16 protein-coding genes and 2 pseudogenes are annotated in these 20,867 nt (G+C 45.2%); 12 read left to right on the plus strand and 6 right to left on the minus strand.

The window, feature by feature from the left end; genetic code table 11:
• Positions 1 to 184 precede the first annotated feature (184 nt).
• Positions 185 to 517 carry a DUF485 domain-containing protein gene (locus FTT63_RS03025; RefSeq protein ID WP_005180745.1) on the plus strand — a complete coding sequence of 111 codons (333 nt, stop codon included), beginning with the start codon at positions 185 to 187 and terminating at the stop codon, positions 515 to 517.
• A gap of 1 nt (position 518) precedes the next feature.
• Complete coding sequence (locus FTT63_RS03030; RefSeq protein WP_168381580.1) at positions 519 to 2,234, plus strand: cation acetate symporter; 1,716 nt, start codon at positions 519 to 521, stop codon at positions 2,232 to 2,234.
• 42 nt (positions 2,235 to 2,276) lie between these two features.
• Here FTT63_RS03030 and FTT63_RS03035 read toward each other — a convergent pair whose 3' ends face one another.
• Both FTT63_RS03035 and FTT63_RS03040 read right to left on the minus strand, forming a co-directional pair.
• Positions 2,277 to 3,182 (minus strand): hypothetical protein, encoded by a 906-nt coding sequence (locus tag FTT63_RS03035; protein ID WP_168408642.1) that lies wholly within the window; start codon positions 3,180 to 3,182, stop codon positions 2,277 to 2,279.
• Between the two features lie 3 nt (positions 3,183 to 3,185).
• A complete protein-coding gene (locus tag FTT63_RS03040) occupies positions 3,186 to 3,710 on the minus strand; it encodes a DUF697 domain-containing protein (protein ID WP_045796211.1) in 525 nt (174 codons plus the stop codon).
• Between the two features lie 99 nt (positions 3,711 to 3,809).
• Between FTT63_RS03040 and FTT63_RS03045 the strand changes: the two genes are divergently transcribed.
• Positions 3,810 to 4,490 (plus strand): ion channel, encoded by a 681-nt coding sequence (locus FTT63_RS03045; RefSeq protein ID WP_104505648.1) that lies wholly within the window; start codon positions 3,810 to 3,812, stop codon positions 4,488 to 4,490.
• 172 nt (positions 4,491 to 4,662) lie between these two features.
• A complete protein-coding gene (locus FTT63_RS03050) occupies positions 4,663 to 6,630 on the plus strand; it encodes a choline BCCT transporter BetT (RefSeq protein WP_104513202.1) in 1,968 nt (655 codons plus the stop codon).
• Between the two features lie 65 nt (positions 6,631 to 6,695).
• Here FTT63_RS03050 and omp33-36 read toward each other — a convergent pair whose 3' ends face one another.
• Positions 6,696 to 7,595, minus strand: coding sequence for a porin Omp33-36 (omp33-36, locus tag FTT63_RS03055; protein WP_265088073.1), 900 nt, complete (start codon positions 7,593 to 7,595; stop codon positions 6,696 to 6,698).
• A 1,221-nt stretch (positions 7,596 to 8,816) separates the two neighbouring features.
• Between omp33-36 and FTT63_RS03060 the strand changes: the two genes are divergently transcribed.
• Positions 8,817 to 10,523, plus strand: a complete 1,707-nt coding sequence (locus tag FTT63_RS03060) for a GGDEF domain-containing protein (RefSeq protein WP_180191986.1) — start codon at positions 8,817 to 8,819, stop codon at positions 10,521 to 10,523.
• A gap of 98 nt (positions 10,524 to 10,621) precedes the next feature.
• Here the strand turns inward: FTT63_RS03060 and uvrA are convergent, their stop codons facing one another.
• Entirely contained in the window at positions 10,622 to 13,453 is a 2,832-nt protein-coding gene (gene uvrA / locus FTT63_RS03065) for an excinuclease ABC subunit UvrA (protein ID WP_168408644.1), read from the minus strand.
• Between the two features lie 243 nt (positions 13,454 to 13,696).
• Here uvrA and FTT63_RS03070 point away from each other — a divergent pair, with 243 nt between their 5' ends.
• Both FTT63_RS03070 and FTT63_RS03075 read left to right on the plus strand, forming a co-directional pair.
• Positions 13,697 to 14,053 carry a DUF1304 domain-containing protein gene (locus tag FTT63_RS03070; RefSeq protein WP_171525390.1) on the plus strand — a complete coding sequence of 119 codons (357 nt, stop codon included), beginning with the start codon at positions 13,697 to 13,699 and terminating at the stop codon, positions 14,051 to 14,053.
• A gap of 64 nt (positions 14,054 to 14,117) precedes the next feature.
• Positions 14,118 to 14,458 (plus strand): annotated as a pseudogene (locus FTT63_RS03075) (GlpM family protein).
• Between the two features lie 251 nt (positions 14,459 to 14,709).
• On the opposite strand, the gene tenA reads toward FTT63_RS03075, so the two are convergent.
• Positions 14,710 to 15,381, minus strand: a complete 672-nt coding sequence (gene tenA / locus FTT63_RS03080) for a thiaminase II (protein WP_127799434.1) — start codon at positions 15,379 to 15,381, stop codon at positions 14,710 to 14,712.
• Between the two features lie 267 nt (positions 15,382 to 15,648).
• Between tenA and FTT63_RS03085 the strand changes: the two genes are divergently transcribed.
• The 5 genes and pseudogenes from FTT63_RS03085 to FTT63_RS03105 form a co-directional block, all read left to right on the plus strand.
• Positions 15,649 to 16,731, plus strand: a complete 1,083-nt coding sequence (locus FTT63_RS03085) for a DUF475 domain-containing protein (RefSeq protein WP_005180731.1) — start codon at positions 15,649 to 15,651, stop codon at positions 16,729 to 16,731.
• A gap of 151 nt (positions 16,732 to 16,882) precedes the next feature.
• Entirely contained in the window at positions 16,883 to 18,247 is a 1,365-nt protein-coding gene (locus FTT63_RS03090; protein WP_075167305.1) for an MFS transporter, read from the plus strand.
• Positions 18,248 to 18,298: 51 nt separating this feature from the next.
• Positions 18,299 to 18,865: a single-stranded DNA-binding protein gene (gene ssb / locus FTT63_RS03095; RefSeq protein WP_075175360.1), complete on the plus strand. Its 567-nt coding sequence runs from the start codon at positions 18,299 to 18,301 to the stop codon at positions 18,863 to 18,865.
• Between the two features lie 156 nt (positions 18,866 to 19,021).
• Positions 19,022 to 20,245, plus strand: a complete 1,224-nt coding sequence (locus tag FTT63_RS03100) for a site-specific integrase (RefSeq protein WP_104988036.1) — start codon at positions 19,022 to 19,024, stop codon at positions 20,243 to 20,245.
• A pseudogene (locus tag FTT63_RS03105) lies at positions 20,242 to 20,739 on the plus strand (site-specific integrase); the annotation flags it as partial. The gene FTT63_RS03100 and the pseudogene FTT63_RS03105, both read left to right, overlap by 4 nt.
• A 32-nt stretch (positions 20,740 to 20,771) precedes the next feature.
• On the opposite strand, the gene FTT63_RS15900 reads toward FTT63_RS03105, so the two are convergent.
• Positions 20,772 to 20,867 (minus strand): transposase domain-containing protein (locus FTT63_RS15900; RefSeq protein WP_139133946.1); only part of this gene is annotated, 96 nt, incomplete at its 5' end.

Genomic DNA, 20,867 nt, shown 5'->3' on the forward strand with positions numbered 1-20,867 from the left:
AATACCCGCGGTGTATTTATCTCGCGTTATAATACTCTATTCGTGAACGCATCAGTTTGAATTGCTCAAAATTTAACGACCAAAGTCTAAATTACAAGCACCCTACAAACTTGTTAGTTTTCATCATGAATACAATTCGAATTAAAAATTACGCCTAAGGCTGGGCGTTTCAAGGAGTAAAACTATGGATGAGGCTCAAGTAGATCGAATTCTACACAATCCAAAATTCAAAGAAATGGTTGCAAAAAAGCGTAATCTTAGCTGGACGCTTACCGCAATCATGTTAATCGTTTATGTCGGCTTCATGTTGTTAGTTGGCTATAACAAAGAGTTTCTATTATCTTCCATTTCTGGTGGCGTGACGACCTGGGGTATTCCACTGGGTCTGGGCATCATCGTGTTATCTTTCATTTTGTGTGCAGTGTATTCCTATATTGCGAATAACAAGCTGGATCAACTGAATGAAGAAGCAATGCGTGAAGTAGAAGCAATTGCACAACAAAAAGGACAAGACTAAGATGAAATGGACTTCATTGAAGGCGCAAGCTGCTGCAGCTTCAGCGTTGATGATGTCAGGTATGGCTTTTGCCGCACCTGATCTGGGCGCAGCAGAACAACAAGCCACCAACTGGCCTGCAATTATCATGTTCCTGATCTTTGTGGGTGCGACCCTGTTCATTACCAAATGGGCGGCGAAACAAACCACCAATACCAAAGACTTCTATACTGCCGGTGGTGGTATTTCAGGTTTCCAAAACGGTCTGGCCATTGCCGGTGACTATATGTCGGCTGCGTCTTTCCTGGGTATTTCCGCCATGGTGTTTATGTCAGGCTTCGACGGCTTGCTGTATTCACTGGGCTTCATGGTGGGCTGGCCAATCGTATTGTTCCTGATTGCAGAACGTTTACGTAACCTGGGTAAATACAACCTGTCTGACGTAGTTTCCTTCCGTTTATCAGAAAAACCGGTACGTACCCTGGCGGCATTCAGCTCGCTAGTCGTCGTCGCGTTCTATCTGATTGCACAGATGGTGGGTGCAGGTCAGCTGATCAAACTGCTGTTCGGTCTGAACTATAACATTGCAGTTGTGCTGGTTGGCTTATTGATGATGGCTTACGTTATGTTCGGCGGCATGCTGGCAACGACCTGGGTACAGATCATTAAAGCGGTACTGTTACTGTCTGGTGCAACCTTCATGGCTTTCATGGTAATGAAAGGCGTGGGCTTCAGCTTCACTAACATGTTTGAACAATCAATTCAGGTGTTCTCGAAGGTACATGACCTGAGCCTGGCTGATGCAGCCAATATCATGGGTCCAGGTAGCCTGGCATCTAACCCGATTGATGCGATCTCACTGGGTCTGGCATTAATGTTCGGTACTGCAGGTCTGCCACACATCCTGATGCGTTTCTTCACGGTAAAAGATGCCAAAGAAGCACGTAAATCTGTTGTGGTTGCAACCGGCTTTATTGGTTACTTCTACCTGTTAACCTTCATCATTGGTTTCGGTGCGATCCTGTATGTGGCCAACAACCCGCAATTCCTGGATATCGCAAAAATGGCAGTCACTGGCAAGCTTGAGCTGGTGGGTGGTAACAACATGGCGGCGGTACACCTGTCTGACGCAGTCGGTGGCGACCTGTTCATGGGCTTCATTTCAGCAGTTGCATTCGCCACAATTCTTGCGGTGGTTGCCGGTCTGACCCTGTCAGGTGCTTCAGCAATCTCTCACGACTTGTATGCCAACGTATTCAAGAAAGGTCAAACTACACCTGAATCTGAACTGCGCATGTCTAAAATTGCAACTTTAGGCTTAGCTATCTTCGCAATGATCTTGGGTATTCTTTTCGAGAAACAAAACGTTGCGTTTATGGTCGGTTTAGCATTCTCTGTAGCAGCATGTGCAAACTTCCCAGTACTTGTACTATCTATGTTCTGGAAAGGCTTAACGACTCGCGGTGCAGTGATTGGTGGGGTAGCAGGCTTAGTTTCAGCAGTAACCTTGATTGTATTGTCTAAAGCAGTTTGGGTCGATACGCTTCAAATTTCTGACACACCAATCAACCCATTCAATGGTCCTGCAATCTTCGCAATGCCATTGTCATTCTTCTGCTGCTGGTTGTTCTCGATTACCGATAACTCTGCGCAAGCACAAGCGGAACGTAAAGCATTCGATGCACAGTTTGTCCGCTCACAAACCGGTATTGGTATCTCAGGTGCATCTGATCACTAAGATGAGCAGATATGCCATAAAAAAGCCCCGCAAGGGGCTTTTTTATGGCTGCGGTTTTTGCTTGCTGGCCCAGTAGGCCTGTAGTTTGCGATATAGCGCTGATTCTTTTTCGAACCAGGTGGCTTTGGCATTCAGTAACAGCTTGGCGACCAGGTAGGCACCCGTGACCTGACCGACCACCGGTAGACCCAACAGCAGACCAATAAAGGCAATTTTACTGACCTTGATGCCAGATACTTTGGCCGCCATCCATTTAAATTCTGACCAGCTGATTTCCTGCTGCTGATAGCGCCGGAACAGTTCATAAATCGCCAGTGAAACACTGGCCACGGAGATGGCCGGAAAGTAGTCCCAGAAATGTTCATCATTCGGGTCTTTGGCGGTGACAATCACATCAATCGCATCTTCCACGCTCTGGGTCAGCTCTTTGGTGCTGAGACCAGAACTTTCCAGACCCAACTGTGCCGCGATTTCTTCAGTGGCAAGCAACATTTCTTCAGGAGGGGCAGCAATCCAGTCTTTGCCGGTGCCAGTACCTTCGATGGCTTTTAGTTGCAGTTGCCAGCTTTCGCCGCTGTGCTGATCGGCCAGAAGCACATCAAAATCGGTATGGTCGTGCTGGTCCAGATACGCGGCATATAGACTGTCGCCATCTTCATGGTCTAACCGTACAAATTCCATGTCATGCAACATGCCTTTGACCGTCGATACCAGCCCGACAATCTGCTGTTCATCAAAACCCTGTAAATAAGCCTGAATATCTTCCAGAGGGGCGTTTGCCAGTTCAGCATGGCTGCGTCTTAATGCAGCCAGTACCGCCTGATCTGTTTCAGTCAGTTGCGGCGTGTGCGCGTTCCAGGCCAGTTTGGCCAATACGGTGGTGATGGCCAGCGCATCAAAATTTTTACGAAGATAGTGAATCGGTAAGGGTGAGGACCATCGGGTCATGGCTTAATCCTCTGGCTGTTGCAGCTGTTCTGTCTGAGCCTGTCCCTGCTTTTTACCTTGCTGGAACGCCTGTTTCCATACCGCTTTAATGCGTTCCTCACTGAGCTTTTCATTGCGGGCTTTATGAGAAAAATACAGATCGGCCACTTTCATAATCGCAAAAGTCAGGCCGTAGACCAGCGGAATGGTCAGCAGGCCGCCAAAGCCAAAGGTCACGGTTTTCCAGACCCCCAGTGCAATCTGCTGCGCGGCGATGCCCAAACCGACCAGCCCGATCAGTTCTTTGACCCAGTCCAGCGCTTCATTGTCGGTCAGTTTAATGCCGTGAATGGCAGCAATCCGGCTGGCAAAGTAGCCCTGTAAGGGTGTAAGAATCAGAATATCGGCAAAAGGCAGGGGCTGAATGGCGACACCGGCACAGGTGGCACAGGCCAGATGGGTGATTTTGGCAATTTTTTTATCCTGAGAAAGGTCATCCCGGAATTCAATCTGGGTGATTTCTTGACGTACTTTTTCTGTAATTTTCATACAAAGGAGTGATCTGTCTGCGCTTTTAAGCATGCTATGGTAATCAGAACAAAAAAGAAAGTGATGTCCGCATTACACCAAGATACCCAGGATGTACCCATGCAAGCATTCATTGATTTATGGAAAGGATTCCGGCTGTTGCCTTCGGCCTGGCTGCTGTTAATGCAGTTTTTTATTCTCGTATTGTCGCTGCTCAGTCATCATGCCACCTATCGCGTGCTGATCTGGATGCTGGGTGTGGTGGTATTGCTGTTAATTGCCAAAGTCATTCGCCAGACCCCAATGTTTACTTTTTTGGGGCTGAGCTTTGTCACGGGCGCCTTGTTCTTTTCTCTGCTGATTGTGCTGGGGGTTAATAACCCGACCGTGCTGGTGATTAGTCATGCCTTTGAAGCCGCGGCCTATTTAAGTGCGGCCTATGGTTTGCTGCGTTATATGTTTGAAGACCGTTACCTGACTCGCGATGAACTGTTTGCCGCCGGCGCAGTATTCACCTTAATTGCCTGGGCGTTTGCCTTTGTTTACAATATTTGCCAGATACTGGATCCTTCCAGTTTTTATCATCCGACCCAACCACATTTACAAAGCTGGCTGGATCTACTGTTTCTGAGTTTCAGTTTGCAGTCTGCCACCGGCCTGTCTGACCTGATGCCGATTGGTCCGGCAGTACGGGTGATTGCCATGCTGCAAATGTTTTGCGGGGTGATGTATCTGGCCTTAATTGTTTCCCGGCTGATTGCCTTGCAATACATTCGTCATTTGCCCAGAAACAAAGATTAATCATCGGCTTGGGCTATTTTGTTACAGCAGTTCAATAGTGTTTCTGCTGCAAGAGGACTAAGCTGTGCGCGAGTTTAAGCTCACGACACTCATCTTTTGTTCACCTTTGCGGTGAATGCTGCCCGGACCTGAAGCGTCTGTCTATCATCTTTAAAAATAAAATGGGGGAGTTATGCCTTCCGAAAAATTGCCCTGGTGGGGCAATATCAATCCGAATGTATTTATCAGTACGGTCGCGGTTATTGCGATTTTTCTGGCGGTGGTGCTGCTGGCGCCCAATAGTTTTGAACTGCTGACCCAGCGCATGAACCAGTGGATTACCGATTCTTTTAGCTGGTTCTATGTGCTGTCGGTGGCGGTGTTTCTGATTCTGCTGATTTATATAGCACTGTCCGATATGGGTAAAATCAAGCTTGGTCCGGACCATAGCCAGCCGGAATATCATCAGGGTTCCTGGTTTGCAATGTTGTTTACCGCCGGGATGGGCATTGGCCTGATGTTCTTTGGCGTGGCTGAACCGGTGATGCACTATGTTTCACCACCGGTCGGTGAGCCGGCCACCATCCAGGCAGCGCAGCAGGCGATGCGTATTTCTTTTTTCCACTGGGGCATTCATGCCTGGGCCATCTATGCGCTGGTTGGGCTGGCGCTGGCTTATTTTGCTTACCGGCACAATCTGCCACTGAAAGTCCGTTCGGCCCTGTATCCGCTGATTGGCTCAAAAATTTACGGCCCGCTCGGAGATGGGATTGATACCTTTGCCACGCTCGGCACTGTCTTCGGAATTGCCACCACTTTAGGTTTTGGTGTGACTCAGATCAATTCGGGGCTGAATTATTTATTCGGGATTGAACAAAGTGCCAGTACCCAGATGATCCTGATTATTGTGGTCAGCAGCATGGCGTCTTTATCGGTGTTTTTTGGTCTGGACAAAGGTATTAAACGGCTGTCAGAGCTGAATCTGGTGCTGGCGGTGGTGCTGCTGTTATTTGTATTTATAACGGGGCCGAGTATCTATTTACTACAAACCACCATTCAGAATATTGGTCAGTATGCCTCGAATCTGTTTCATATGACCTTCAATTTATATGCCTATCAACCGAGTGGCTGGATTGGGGGCTGGACCATCATGTACTGGGCCTGGTGGATTTCCTGGTCGCCATTTGTGGGACTGTTTATTGCCCGGGTATCCAAAGGACGCAGTATCCGTGAATTTATTGTGGGAGTAATGCTGATTCCAACCGGTTTTACCCTGGTCTGGATGGGTTTTATGGGCAATGCCGCGCTGTATAGCATTTTGCATGAAGCGAATCTGCAATTGATGACCGCAGTACAGCAGGACTCCTCGGTGGCCCTGTTTGAGTTTTTAAGTAATCTGCCTTTTGCCTCCATCATGAGTCTGCTGGCGACCCTGCTGGTGATGCTGTTTTTTGTTACTTCGGCAGATTCAGGTGCGCTGGTCACAGATTTTCTCACTGCAAAAACGGAACATTCTCCGGTCTGGCAACGGCTGTTCTGGACCGTATTGATGGCGGTGCTGGCGATTATCCTGCTATTGGCCGGTGGCCTGAGTGCGCTCCAGTCGGCCACCATTATGAGTGCCTTGCCATTTACCCTCATTCTGCTGCTGATGTGCTGGGGCCTGCTCAAAGCCCTACGGCTAGATGTCACCAAAATGAATGCCTTGCAGGAAGCGCGGATTACGCCGCGCGCCATTCATAATCCACGCAGCTGGCAACAGCGTCTGGGGCTGATCATGCATTATCCGCATAGCCAGGCTGAGGTAGAACAGTATATTCAGGTTCAGGTACAGCAGGCTTTTGAGAATATTCAAAAGGAATTCCAGAAGCGGCATCTGACTGTGTCGATTGATTCGCTGGAAGATGGCCTGCGTTTAAAGGTCGATCATCAGCATGAGATTAACTTTATTTATCAGGTGGTGTCCCGTGAAACTGTGCCGCCGAGCTTTATGCCAGAAGTCACGGCCGATGCGCCGTTTTATCAGGCTGAGGTATTTTTAAGAGAGGGCGGGCAGAACTACGATGTGATGGACTGGACCCAGGAAGATTTACTGCAGGATATCCTAGATCAATATGAACGGCATTTATATTTCCTGAGTATTGTACGTAGTCCGGAATAATCATTTCTTTCAAACAAAAAAAGACGCTCATAGAGCGTCTTTTTTACATCAGTTTCTAAATCAGATTAGAAACGGAATTTAGCATTTAAGCCAACAGTTTGAGTATCAAGTACTGTCGCATCTTCTTCGCCAGCTTGAGCAGCTTCGAAGTTAGCATTTACATAGCTTGCACCTACAGAAACAGCAGGAGTGATGAAGTAATTTACGTTTGCACCCCAAGCTTTGTCTGGAGAGTTGTTGTAGCTAGACTCCATGTAAGATGCACCAACGCTAAGAGCAGGCGTTAAGTAAAGATCAGTTTTTAGGTTGTACGCTGTGCTTTCACCGTAAACAAGGCCAGTTTCAAAACCGATTGCCATGTTTGTACCATCAATTGCACCCACGTATTTAGTACGTGCAGTAATAGCATCTTGATCGTCTGCGATTGTTGCAGATTCTAGACCTGCTTTAGCAACACCGTTAGCAACAATGTTGAAAGCATCTAAAGACGCTTGGTCTGCAACGCTGGTATAACCTACAGCAACCAGGAAGTTTGGCGCTACTAATGCACCAAGTTCTAAGGCATAACGGTCGCCATTGTCATCAGCAAAACCAGTTTTGTTGTCTACGATGGTATGGTTATAAGACGCGCTTGCATAGGCTGGAACAAATTTTGTCGGAACATATGCTTCAGCTTTAGCACCATAAGCATGAACAACATCACGCTCGCCATCTTCTTGAAGTTCGCCATAGCTATAAGCTAAAGAAACATTTGATGCTTGGTTTAAAAACGCAGCTTCAGCTAAAGGACCTTTAGTTGAATCAACATTTTTGAAGTAGTAAGTACCTTGAATTGCACCAGAGAAGTCATTGTTGTTTGCAGTATTGTCGATGAATTCTGATTGACCTTGAACTTCGAATTGGTACGCTTGAGCACCGGTCATGGCTAATAATAAAGCTGTGGCTAAACCGAGTTTTTTCATGATAGTTACCAGTTTTGTTAAAAATGGATTAAACAATAGGCATTGTATTGTAACAATTTATTAAGTCAATGAAGACAAAGGAGATTATTTAGTTGAGTAATTGCTCTAAAATATGTATAGGCGAAAAAGTAGTCAATTAATAAATCTGTTGTCAACCTAAAAAGTGTATAAAGAACAAGCGGCTAAATCTCATTTGCGAAAGAAAAGTGCTTGCTGCCTCACTTTTCTTTATAGTTAATCTGAATTGATTCAATATAAATTATCTATAAAAGCAATCTAATAAAAATGTGAGAAGCAGCGCATAAAGCTTAAAAAATGAAGCTTAAGACCAGGATTATGTAGCTGAAATTGATAACGCTTTACTTTTTTTCTACGTTTTCTGGTTTTTATAGGTCTAAATTCGCTGACTATTAATACTGGTTAAACTAAAAGCAGACTATTTTAATAGGCTTTACAAAAAGTGTTATAAGTATCATAATGGCTAGGTAAAGTTATACCGTTTGGTTAGCTTTATCGAAATTGTGATTTCGGTCATGATTTTTCTTGATGCAGGACTAGAGGTTAGAGGAACTGCACTGAGATTCTCCACAAAGTTTTACTTTTTATATGCCCAGCTTTCCCCAAGGCTGGGTTTTTTTTATGCCTGAACCCTGTAGTCAGGATTAAAAACTGCTTAAGTATAAATTTATTGTGCACTGTGTTGGTGCAATATTTCTTGAATTAAAAAGCGCTATTGAATATATGACCATAAAAAAATCCCGGTTTTCAATGAAAACCGGGATTTTTTAGCCAAAATTTGCGGGAAAATTTAAAATTCTGCTGAGGAATATCTAAAGTCGCCCCAATGCGGTGCATTATGCACTTATTTGATGCAGCTGTAAAATGTTTTCTTTAATTTTTTATACAATTTTTAAAACCTTATTTTTATTATATAAATCATTGGCTTATATTTAATTTTTAAGAGAATGCAATCTCGGTTGCCCTTCAAAAAAAATAGAAACTTACTCTATTTTCGTCGGTTTTTATTCAACTTAATCAATAAATTTGTTAGCCTTGTCACAATTTTTTAGTTATCTTGCTGATTTATTCGACTTATAGTTGAATGAACGCTACCGCTGTCCTGTTATTTTTTCCTCAGCAGTGTGGTCATCCGCTTCAGGTCGTTGATCTGCGCTTGTTGATTCAATACGTTCAGTTCATGCTCATGGTAGTGAGGTTATAAACATGTCCCATCGCTTGCATTCAGAGAATACTAAGCAGCGTCTGTTTATTTCCATGCTCATTATCATCCTGTCGATTCTGTTTATTTCGGTTCCAGTGACACTGAAGAGTTATCGCTCTTATCAGCAGTCCGATGTGGTGCTGACCGAAATTTCAGTCTTACGTCATGTGGCCGATCTGGCCAATGAGATTTCACGCGAACGTGGCCCCGCCAATAAGGTCATGTCCAGTACTGCAGATGAACTCAGTGCCAACCTGAAAGAGCTGACCCTGTTTCGAGAGCGGGTCGATCTGCAGATTGAACACACCATGCAACTGTTAAACAGCGCCGGTTTTGCGGCACAGGCCAATGCCTTGACCACCGATTTAACACCGGCTTTGGCAAAAGGACGTGCTGCGGTGGATGCCTATGCAGCACAACCCTATGCCCAGCGCAGTTCAGCACAGCTGGATCAGGCCATTCAGGCCATGTTTCATGCCTGGGATGAAGTCTATGAGGTGCTGAAGCATGTCATGATGCAGTCGGAAGGCAAAAAGACCATGCTGTCGGAGTCTTATAGTCTGATACTGGTACTGGCCGATTTACGTGATCAGGCCGGACGTCTGGCCTCGACGATTATGGCGGCAGTGACTTTTAAAGAACCGATTTCTGAACAGAACCTGGCCTATTCCTTACAGAGCCAGCGACAGTCTTATTATTTATGGGATCTGGTCAACTCGATTCAGCCTGAACAGCACAAAACGCCTGAATATCTGGGACTGCATCAACAGGTTAAACAAAAATATCTGGATCAGGGGGTTCCCATTGTCAGCCAGCTGATTGAAGAAAGTCTGCATGCGCGCCCGTATTCATTAAGCGGAACTGAATTGACTCTGAAGATTGTCGATAAATTTACGACAGTGGTGAATCTGCAGAAATATCTGCTGGATTATAGTGTCTGGCTGGCTCAGCAGGAGCGTCATGCTGCCTGGCAGCAGTTTATCCTGACGCTGTCGGTGTCGATTATTTCCTTGCTGGCGGCGCTGTTTACCATGGTCTATGCGCGTTTTAAGGTATTTAAACCTTTAATTGAAGCGCGGGATCTGATTTTAGAGTTATCTGAAGCCCAGCCGCAGACGGCCACAGCTCCAGATTCCTCACCCACCTCTTTATTTGCTGCGCTCAAGCAGTTGCAGGCACGTTTGGCTGAACGGGATTTGCTGGAATTCCAGCTACGCAATATGGCCAATACCGATACCCTGACCGGAGTTTCCAATCGTCTGGCGCTGGAAGAATATATTCAATATCTGAACCAGAATCCGGACAAGCTCCATCAAACCGGTTTAATTATTATTGATATTGATGACTTTAAAGAGGTCAATGATCAGTATGGGCATATTGTCGGAGATCGGGTGATTCAGGGAATTGCCGAAGTGTTAAAACACAGTGTGCGTTCATCTGATCTGATTGTGCGTTATGGGGGCGATGAATTCCTGATTCTGATTGAGCAGATTGATCTGGACGGGGCCTTGAGTATTGCCGAGAAATTACGTCAGGAAATTAGCCAGAATGTTCTGACCCTGCCGGGACTGGACACGCTGTTAAATATTTCTGTCAGTGCCGGGGTCGCCGCAGATGCAGGCAGCTGGATGGAACTGTTTGGCCGGGCAGACCATTCCTTATTTAAGGCCAAAGAGAAGGGGCGGAATAGGGTGGAAAGTATGCTCTAAACCGTAAATTAAAATAGAAAAATATTTTAAATATATATCTTGATATTTTTCAGGTGAATCTAATAACAAAGAAAAGGGCTCCTCAGAGCCCTTTCATTTTACTTCAACATCGGTTTCAGGAATTTTCCGGTATGTGAGACTTTCACTTTCACCACATCTTCCGGGGTACCTTCGGCAATAATCATCCCGCCGCCGGCACCGCCTTCCGGGCCTAAATCCACAATCCAGTCTGCGGTTTTAATCACATCCAGATTGTGTTCAATCACCACAATGGTATTTCCCTTGTTGCGTAGCTCATGCAGAATGTCCAGCAGCTTGGCAATGTCATGGAAATGCAGGCCAGTAGTCGGTTCATCCAGTACATACAGGGTTTTACCGGTATCCCGTTTTGCCAGTTCGCGTGCCAGTTTGACCCGCTGCGCCTCACCACCAGATAAGGTGGTGGCTGACTGACCCAGACGGATATAACCTAAACCGACCTGATTCAAGGTTTCCAGACGGCGGTGAATCACCGGAATGGCATCAAAGAAGTGCATGGCATCTTCGACCGTCATTTCCAGCACATCGGAAATATTTTTGCCTTTGTAATGCACTTCCAGGGTTTCGCGGTTATAGCGTTTGCCATGGCAGGCATCACATGGCACATACATATCTGGCAGGAAGTGCATGGCGACTTTAATCATGCCATCACCTTCACAGGCCTCGCAGCGTCCGCCTTTGACGTTAAAGGAGAAACGGCCCGCCGCATAACCGCGGCCTTTGGCTTCAGGCGTCTGGGCAAACAGTTCACGAATCGGGGTAAATAGACCGGTATAGGTGGCCGGATTGGAACGCGGGGTACGGCCAATCGGACTCTGGTCAATATCCACCACTTTATCCAGGAATTGCAGTCCTTCAATGGTGTCAAACTTTTCCGCGCTGAGCGTGGTGGCGCCATTCAGCTGGGTTGCGGCCAATGGCAGCAGGGTACGGTTAATCAGGGTCGATTTACCCGAACCGGATACCCCGGTAACGCAGGTCATCACGCCTAAAGGCAGGGTCAGATCGACATTTTTCAGGTTATGGCCGCAGGCGCCCATCAGCTTGATCTGTTCGTCCGGTTTAGGTGGCTGGATGCGCTGTTTCGGCACTTCAATCTTGAGCTTGCCCGACAGGTATTGACCGGTCAGGGAGTTGGCATTGGCCGCCAGTTCCTGATAGGTCCCTTCAGCAATCACATTCCCGCCATGCACGCCGGCGCCCGGCCCGATATCAATAATATGGTCTGCGGCGCGAATCGCATCTTCATCATGTTCGACCACCAGTACAGTGTTGCCCAGATCACGCAGGCGAATCAGGGTTTCCAGCAGGCGGTCATTATCACGCTGATGCAGACCAATAGACGGTTCATCCAGCACATACATCACGCCCATTAAACCGGCACCAATCTGCGACGCCAGACGGATGCGTTGGGCCTCACCACCCGAGAGCGTTTCGGCAGAGCGTGACAGACTCAAATAGTTCAGGCCGACTGAGACCAGAAAGTGCAGACGTTCACGGATTTCCTTAAAAATCTTGTCGGCAATTTCGCCTTTGGCACCTTCCAGATTTAGGTTCTGATAGTAATGCTCGGCGTCACCAATCGACATTTTGGTAATCTGGCTGATGGTTTTGTCTTTGACTCGCACATGACGCGAAATTTCATTCAGACGTGAACCATCACAGGCATCACAGGCGGCATTGGAGAGATACTGCGCCAGATCATCGCGGACATAATTACTTTCCGTTTCACGATAGCGGCGTTCCAGATGCGGCAAAATCCCTTCAAACGGCTGTACCCGGTTATGGCGACGACCACGTTCATCGACATAGCTCAGGTCAATTTTTTCCCGGCCACTGCCGTAGAGAAATTTTTTCTGGGTGTCTTTGTCCAGTTCATTCCACGGTGTATCCAGCGAAAAATCATAATGATCGGCAACTTTTTGCAGCATGCCATAATAATAAGGACGCTGACGGTCCCAGCCACGAATTGCACCCTGGCTTAAAGAAAGTTCCGGATTGGGAATGAGTTTGTCGGCACTAAAATGGCTGCGTGTGCCCAGACCATCACAGACCGGACAGGCACCAAACGGGTTGTTAAACGAGAATAGGCGCGGTTCCAGTTCGGCCACGGCACGGTCACATTCCGGGCAGGAGTGTTTGGCCGAGAATACCCGGTCCGGATGTTCGCCTTTCATCCACGATAAAATCGCAATATCTCCACCTAAACGTAAAGCGGTTTCAAAACTTTCGGCAATACGGTTGCCCAAATCATCCCGGACTTTAAAACGGTCGACCACCACTTCAATGCTGTGTTTTTTCTTTTTGTCCAGTTCTGGTGGCGGATCAATCTCCATAATTTCGCCATCTACCCGGGCACGGACAAACCCCTGGCTTTGCAGCTGTTCAAACAGATGGGTATATTCGCCTTTACGTTCACGCACCACCGGTGCCAATAGTAATAGGGCGGTGCCTTCTTCCAGACCTTTGACTACATCGACCATTTCAGACACGGTCTGCGCCACCATCGGCAGGTCATGTTCCGGACAGTAGGGCGTACCCACGCGTGCATAGAGCAGACGTAAATAGTCATAAATTTCGGTAATGGTACCGACGGTAGAACGCGGATTGTGGCTGGTCGATTTCTGCTCAATGGCAATCGCCGGACTTAAGCCTTCAATCGAGTCGACTTCCGGTTTTTCCATTTGTGACAGGAACTGGCGCGCATAGGCCGAGAGCGATTCGACATAACGGCGCTGTCCTTCGGCATACAGGGTATCGAAAGCCAGGGAAGATTTACCTGAACCGGAAAGTCCCGTAATCACCACAAACTTGTCGCGTGGAATATCAAGGTTCACATTCTTCAGGTTATGGGTACGTGCGCCTCGAATACGGATATGACTTTGGCTCATGCAATGATCCTAGAAAATTCATCAAAAACCTATATATGATAGCGCATGAAAAATGTTCAAGCTGTATTAAAAAGAATTTAAACGACATTTTGTGTCGGACTGGTCAAGGATTGAAACTCAAGGCATGGAAATGGTCTTTCTCTGTACCTGCAAGTCATAGATTTAGATATTGAAATTCAGTATTTCGACTAATTCATCGTTAAAATACAAAATATCGTCTGAAAAATAAAAAACGGAAATCTCATGATTATTACAAAAGTTATGATCGCCCTGATTGCTGGGTTGCATCTCTATATTTTAATTTTGGAAATGTTTTTGTGGGATAAACCTCTGGGCATGAAAGCCTTTGGCAATACTGCGGAAAAGGCAAAACTGACCAAGGTGCTGGCACAAAATCAGGGTCTGTATAATGGTTTTTTAGCCGCAGGCCTGATCTGGTCGTTACTTGCGCCTGTAAGCTATGCACCTGCACTGGCGAATTTCTTTTTGGGCTGCGTGCTGGTTGCTGGGATTTATGGCGGTATTACCGCAAGTAAAAAGATTATTTATATTCAGGCATTGCCTGCACTGCTGGCTTTGATTGTGCTGAACTTAGTTTAAGTAAACGATATTTTGCAGCTTAGACTATGCGGCTTAATCAATTGATCAGTTCGGATGGGTCGGGATGCTGGCTTTATTTTTGAAATATATTTTAGGGCAGCGGTTGTACTTATTATTTTCCTTCTGTCCAAGAATAAAGCGTTTTATATCGCCGGTCTGGTGTCACTCTTTTCGACTTTTGCTTTAATCGCCCATGTGATTGTATCGCAACAGTAGGGTGCAGAAGCTTTGCGTAAAATGGCATTATTGGGTTTATGGTCTTTAATTCCCTATGCCATTTATCTGCTGATGGTTTATATGCTGGCAAGCAAAATGTTGATGTGATCCTGTTTAGGCATAGCAACGCTTTGCTGGATTGTGGCTGCGGCAGGGCTGATTTATGGCTGGCAGATGTTTCAGCAGTAATGATTTAATAAACAAAAATTAAAGCATCAAAAATATTTGCTATCGTGGAATAGCCATTCGCAACTGTTCGAGGCAGAACTACTTTTTTAAAGTAATGTTTCTGCGAAAAATTTTATATTTTTCGGTAATCGACGAGTTTTGCGAATGGCAAATGCCTTTGGTTACTTTGGGCGAAACCAAAGTAACGAATGAGCTGTTTCAATTTATGTTATAGCTGTAAGACTCCGCCGAAAAGAAATAGGTATTTTGGATTAATCATCCACACCTAACCACTGTCTTTGATCATAAGCGCTATCCCAGAACAGCCATTCCAGTTTGGCAGCCGTGGTATAGGCCTGACGCATTTTCGCCAGTGTGTCTTCATCACAGCGCTCGGCCACGCGGTCAACCGTGGCAATCACATTGCGCACTGCGGTATGGAATTCTTCGCCGGCATAGGTATCGACCCAGGCCTGATACGGATTGTTGGCGACCGAGTTACCGACAATATCTTTACCGACTTCGGCATAAATCCAGAAACATGGCAATAATGAGGCCAGCACCACCGGATAACTCTCCGACCAGGCAGTGGCAACCAGATAACTGGTGTAATGATGGCAGGCCAGGGTCAGTGGCGTATTTTCAAACTGTTCTTTGCTAATGCCAAAATCCTGCATAAAGCCGTTATGTAGCGAACGTTCTACCACAATCGCTACCTTGGCGGCTTCGGCAAACTGGATCACATCATCGGCATCAAAGGCTTTGGCAGCACACACCGCCAGCGCGCGGCCATAGGCCAGTAAATAATGCGCATCCTGAATCACATAGTGGCTAAAGGCCTCACGACTTAGGCTGCCTCGCGCCAGTTCCTGGTTAAAGGGTAGGGCCAGGGTGTTTTGATACAGTTCTAAATTCTGTTGCCACAATTGTTCAGAAAAACGCATGTCCGGTTCCTGTAAAGCATCAAGATCAATGCCCAAAGACTAGCATACTTGCGCTGCAAAGATGAGCCGCTTTGATTTGTATCAGAATCAACAAAAAAGCATACGAAGTGTTTTGGCATCGTCATCAAAAAGCGTCATAATAGCGGCCATATCTCTATCGCCGAGGTCCTGCATGTCTTCAGCAGGATGCACGCGGCGCATTCGGTGTAATTCAAGTTTAATATTTACCGAATTTCTTTATCTAATAATGTCATAGGTCGATTTGTCATGATGAAACATTTTGGTTTCTCTATTGCATTTACGATCGTGTGTCTCGGTTTGTCTGCTTATTGGGGCTATACCCACGGCCCGGAAGCAGGCCTGAAAACCATGTTCACAGCACTGACCATTACGGCCATTCTCGCCATTATGGAAGTGTCGTTATCGTTTGATAACGCGGTTGTTAACGCATCAGTCCTGCGCGGTTGGGACCATTTCTGGAAAATGCTGTTCCTGACGGTCGGGATTCTGATTGCCGTATTCGGTATGCGTTTAATTTTCCCGGTGGTGATTGTTGCCGTCACAGCCGATATGGGCATGATGGAAGTGGTGCAGCTGGCACTGAATAATCCGAAAGAATATTCGGCCAAATTAATGGCGCATCATCCTGAAATTGCAGCATTTGGTGGTGCCTTCCTGTTAATGGTGTTCCTGAACTTCTTCCTCGATGATGAAAAAGACACCCACTGGTTCCGCTGGATTGAGCGCCGTTTATCCAATCTGGCCAGTGTACCGGCCATGTCGGTCTTTATTGCACTGGTGGCCTTGCTGATCATGGCGGCCAATGTGGTTGAGGACAAACGTCTGGTAGTCACCATGGCCGGCATTTGGGGCATCGTGATTTATATTGGTGTACAGGTATTGAGTCATTTACTGGGTGGCGAACCTGAAGTCGATGAAAATGGCAATGCGATCCGTCATGATGAAAATGGCGTGCCGACCGGTGTGGTGAAAGCCGGTATTGGTGGCTTCTTGTATCTGGAAGTGCTGGATGCCTCGTTCAGTTTTGACGGTGTGATTGGTGCCTTTGCGATTACTTCGGATGTGGTAATTATCATGCTGGGTCTGGCGATTGGCGCGATTTTCGTGCGTTCGATGACCATTTATCTGGTAGAAAAAGGCACCCTGGATGCTTATATTTACCTGGAACATGGTGCGCATTATGCGATTGGTGCGCTGGCCTTTATCATGATTGCCAGCGGAACCGGTTTACATGTCCCGGAAGTGGTCACCGGTCTGATTGGTGTGGCCTTTATTGTCTGGGCGGTATTTGCCTCAATTCAATATAAAAAACGTCAGGCACTGCACTAAGTTGCAGTCTGATCTAAAGAAGGTGCAAGCAATTGCACCTTTTTTATGACTGGCAGTTCAGATGCAGAATATTGTGCTGAATATCGCAGCATCTGCAGCATGAATGATGTAGGATATTCGCATACAAAATTGTTGCACTTAGCCTATTGATATGATGAATGCCTTAGAACGCCGTTCAACTTTTGCCTTAAGCAGTATTTTTGCCTTACGCATGTTGGGTCTGTTCATGATTATTCCGGTTTTCTCGGTGGCAGGGCAATCCTATCAATATGCAACCCCGACCTTAATTGGTCTGGCGGTTGGGGTGTATGGTCTGACCCAGGCCATTTTACAGATTCCATTTAGCCTGATTGCTGATCGCTATAGCCGTAAACCGCTGGTGGTGCTTGGACTGTTACTGTTTGCTTTAGGCGGTGCCATTGCTGCAATGTCAGAGACCATTTATGGGGTCATCATTGGCCGGGCCATTGCCGGTGGCGGCGCAGTCTCTGCCGTGGTGATGGCTTTACTGGCCGATGTCACCCGTGAAGAACAGCGCACCAAAGCCATGGCCATGATGGGCATGAGTATTGGTTTATCCTTCGTGATTGCCTTTAGTGCCGGGCCGTGGCTGACCGGACTGGTTGGTATTTCTGGGCTGTTCTGGGTGACCACCATTATGGGACTGGCGGCCATTGCCATGTTGCTGCTGGTGCCTAAAGTCACGCGCCATCATCGTAATTTCCAGCAGGGCTATCTGCCGCAGCTCAAACAGGTGCTAAAAATGGGCGATTTAAACCGCCTGCATCTGTCAGTTTTTACCCTGCATTTACTGCTAACGGCGATGTTTATTTATGCACCGCCGCAGCTGATTGAATATGCCGGTCTGCCATTGTCCAGTCACGGCTGGGTGTATTTGCCGCTGCTGGTGCTGAGTCTGTTTTTTGCCTTCCCCAGTATTATTCTGGCGGAAAAATATCGCAAAATGCGCGGTATTTTCCTGACCGCGATTGGCGGGATTATTCTTGGCCTGATCGTGATGATTTTTGGTTTTGAATCTAAATATATCCTGCTGATTGGACTGGGCCTGTTTTTTATTGCCTTTAACGTGATGGAAGCGCTGTTACCGTCCTGGTTATCGAAGGCGGCACCGATTCAATCCAAAGCCACTGCAATGGGCGTCAATGCCAGCAGCCAGTTCCTCGGTGCCTTCTTTGGCGGCATGATTGGCGGGCAACTGTTACTGCTGAATAACACGGCGATGGGTTGGAGTATTCTGACCGCAGTTGCTATAATTTGGCTGCTGATGAGTTTTGGTCTGGCCCAGCCGCGTTATCTGTCGTCGATGGTATTTCGCCTGCCTGAGGCCAAACAAACGGATGAGTGGACTTCTCAACTTTTGGCCATTCATGGTATTGAAGAAGTCGTGGTGATGTCTGAACAGCAAGTTGCCTATATAAAAGTCGATAAACAGCAAATTGATGATACTGCGCGACAACAATTAACGCACTTGTTGGGTAAAGAGGTAGCCATTTAAGCATAACTCTTATAAAGTAAATAATAGAAACAAATAGGAAGAATACAGCTGATGCGTGGTGTAAATAAGGTCATTTTAGTTGGTACTTTAGGTCGAGATCCAGAAACAAAAACTTTCCCGAATGGTGGCTCGCTTACTCAATTTTCCATTGCCACCAGTGATGCGTGGACCGATAAAACCACCGGTGAGCGTAAAGAGCAAACCGAATGGCACCGTATTGTGCTGCATAACCGTTTAGGTGAAATCGCGCAGCAATACTTACGCAAAGGTTCAAAAGTCTATATTGAAGGTTCATTGCGTACCCGTCAGTGGACCGATCAGAATGGTCAGGAACGCTACACCACAGAAATTCGTGGCGAGCAAATGCAGATGCTGGACTCTGGTCGTCAGCAAAGTGAGCAGGGCGATAATGGTTTTAGCCAGCCACGTTTTAACAATAACCAGGGCGGTGGTTATAGCAATAACAACCAGGGTGGCTATGCGCCGCAAGCTCAAGGTGGTTTTAACAACAATAATGCCGGTGGTGGTTATGGCAACCAGGGTGGTTATCAGCAACCGAAACCAGCTCCTGCTGCAACGCCTGCACCTGCAGATTTGGATGATGACTTACCGTTTTAGTACACCCTAGAGACCATGTTTTGTAAAGTTTATAAAATTATTCTTTATTAGCAGTTAGTTACAAAAGAAATTTACAGACACTAGAAATAGTTCTGTAAATTTTTTTATTTAATATATTATGATATTTAATACTTAGATATTTTGTTAAATTTAATTATGATGTCTGTTAAAAGATTTGTAATGAGTAGTGGAGAGAGATTTGCTGTTCTTTTGAATAGTGATGGCGTTCCTATGACTTATCCAAATTTATATACGATCATTCATTTAAGAAATCGTGGTCAATCAATCAATACTATTACAGCTATTCTAGAAGATATTAAGTTGCTGTTTCAGTTATTGGATAAGTTAGGAATTGATTTGGAACAAAGGATTAAAAATAAAGATTTTTTAAAATTAAATGAAATCGAAGCTTTAGTAAATTTAACCAGTTTCAATCGTAGCCGATTAAGCGGGACAGCTTCAAAAAAAAAGATCATAAGTTTTCCAAAAAGTAATAACAAAGAGCGAGCTAGAGCAAAATTGGTTATTACTCAGGACTATGTATCCAAACAATTGATATATCGGCGGTTAACTAATTTTGCTGAATATATTGGGTGGCTAGAGATATATTTTCATTCATCAGTAATAACAAGCACAAAAAATTTATTAACATCTCGTAGGCCTTGTAAGCCCATGGATAGTCAGTCTGAATATGTGTCCTTTGATGATGAGCAGGTAGATAAAATTTTAAAGGCGGTTAATCCTGATAATCAGAATCGTATTTGGATTTCAGATTACATAGTTTATAGAAATGAGCTGATTATCTATTTGTTTTTATACTTAGGATGTCGTAAAGGAGAATTATTAAATTTAAAAATTACAGATATAACCCCTCCTCAAGCGGGTACACCTTATCTGACTATTAGACGTAATCCTCATGATGATAGTGATCCTCGGTTATATCAACCTTTGGTAAAGACTAGAAGTCGATCAATTGCACTCAACCAGAATCTAAAGAAAAAATTGGATATCTATATTCTAAATCATAGATCGACAGTGCCTAATGCAGAGTTAACAGACTTTTTGATCTTATCAAATAAGGGGCAGCCGCTTTCAATTAATGCACTAGACAAAATTTTTTCAGAAATTTCTGAAGTCGTTTTATTCAATGTGCATGCACATGCATTTAGGCATACATGGAATGATAAATATACAGATAAAGTTCAGACTTTAATTAAATCTGGAAAAATAACAGAAGATCAGGCTGAGAGAGATCGAGCATATCTGATGGGTTGGATACCAAATTCACAAAGTGCGAGAAGATATTCAAGACGTGCAGAAAATAAGCGAGCTATGGAAGTAGGTTTAAGTATTCAAGAAAATTTTGAGGATAAAAAATGAGTAAACTACCTCAAGTCGATAGTTTAGATAAGTCGAAAAATACTTTTACTACATTCAAAGGCTATCAGGTTGATATTTATGATCATACATGGGTGTTGGATATTAACAACAAAGCTGATATGTCAAATCTTTCGAAATTTTCGGAGGAAGTTAGATCTGACGTATTAAATACTTTTATCAATTTTGCTAAATATAGCTCAAGCACACATGCAGCAGAAATGATCCGTTATGCGCTTAAATATCCTGATTTGACAGGTGAGTCAGAATTTACTTTAAAAGGAATTTTAGAATATAAAAAATATTTTAATGATAAAAAGTATGAATATAAATTAGCAAAGTTCAGAGTCTTTTTAAAAAAACTATACAATTTAGGATACTCTTCAGTAGATGACGAAATCTATGATTTAATGGATTCATGGAAATTAACTGGAAATGAAAAAGGTACAGCTGTTCTTTCTCTTGATCCAGATGAAGGTCCATTTAGTCCATTTGAATGTAAGCATCCGCTGAACGCCATCGCCAAGTTTTAACGGGGTTCAGGTTTCCAGCGGTGAGGTAGTAATTCTTCTATTTGGGGCACTTTATGTGTTGGCAACCTTTTCAGCACATCACTTAAATAGGC

The organism is Acinetobacter sp. C15, from assembly GCF_013420645.1.
Classification (GTDB): domain Bacteria; phylum Pseudomonadota; class Gammaproteobacteria; order Pseudomonadales; family Moraxellaceae; genus Acinetobacter; species Acinetobacter indicus.

Bases quoted from the DNA above. Each gene is read 5' to 3' on its own strand.
- FTT63_RS03025 (WP_005180745.1), top strand. From the start codon at position 185: ATGGATGAGGCTCAAGTAGATCGAATTCTACACAATCCAAAATTCAAA.
- FTT63_RS03030 (WP_168381580.1), top strand. From the start codon at position 519: ATGAAATGGACTTCATTGAAGGCGCAAGCTGCTGCAGCTTCAGCGTTG.
- FTT63_RS03035 (WP_168408642.1), bottom strand. From the start codon at position 3,182: ATGACCCGATGGTCCTCACCCTTACCGATTCACTATCTTCGTAAAAAT.
- FTT63_RS03040 (WP_045796211.1), bottom strand. From the start codon at position 3,710: ATGAAAATTACAGAAAAAGTACGTCAAGAAATCACCCAGATTGAATTC.
- FTT63_RS03045 (WP_104505648.1), top strand. From the start codon at position 3,810: ATGCAAGCATTCATTGATTTATGGAAAGGATTCCGGCTGTTGCCTTCG.
- FTT63_RS03050 (WP_104513202.1), top strand. From the start codon at position 4,663: ATGCCTTCCGAAAAATTGCCCTGGTGGGGCAATATCAATCCGAATGTA.
- FTT63_RS03060 (WP_180191986.1), top strand. From the start codon at position 8,817: ATGTCCCATCGCTTGCATTCAGAGAATACTAAGCAGCGTCTGTTTATT.
- uvrA (WP_168408644.1), bottom strand. From the start codon at position 13,453: ATGAGCCAAAGTCATATCCGTATTCGAGGCGCACGTACCCATAACCTG.
- FTT63_RS03070 (WP_171525390.1), top strand. From the start codon at position 13,697: ATGATTATTACAAAAGTTATGATCGCCCTGATTGCTGGGTTGCATCTC.
- tenA (WP_127799434.1), bottom strand. From the start codon at position 15,381: ATGCGTTTTTCTGAACAATTGTGGCAACAGAATTTAGAACTGTATCAA.
- FTT63_RS03085 (WP_005180731.1), top strand. From the start codon at position 15,649: ATGATGAAACATTTTGGTTTCTCTATTGCATTTACGATCGTGTGTCTC.
- FTT63_RS03090 (WP_075167305.1), top strand. From the start codon at position 16,883: ATGATGAATGCCTTAGAACGCCGTTCAACTTTTGCCTTAAGCAGTATT.
- ssb (WP_075175360.1), top strand. From the start codon at position 18,299: ATGCGTGGTGTAAATAAGGTCATTTTAGTTGGTACTTTAGGTCGAGAT.
- FTT63_RS03100 (WP_104988036.1), top strand. From the start codon at position 19,022: ATGATGTCTGTTAAAAGATTTGTAATGAGTAGTGGAGAGAGATTTGCT.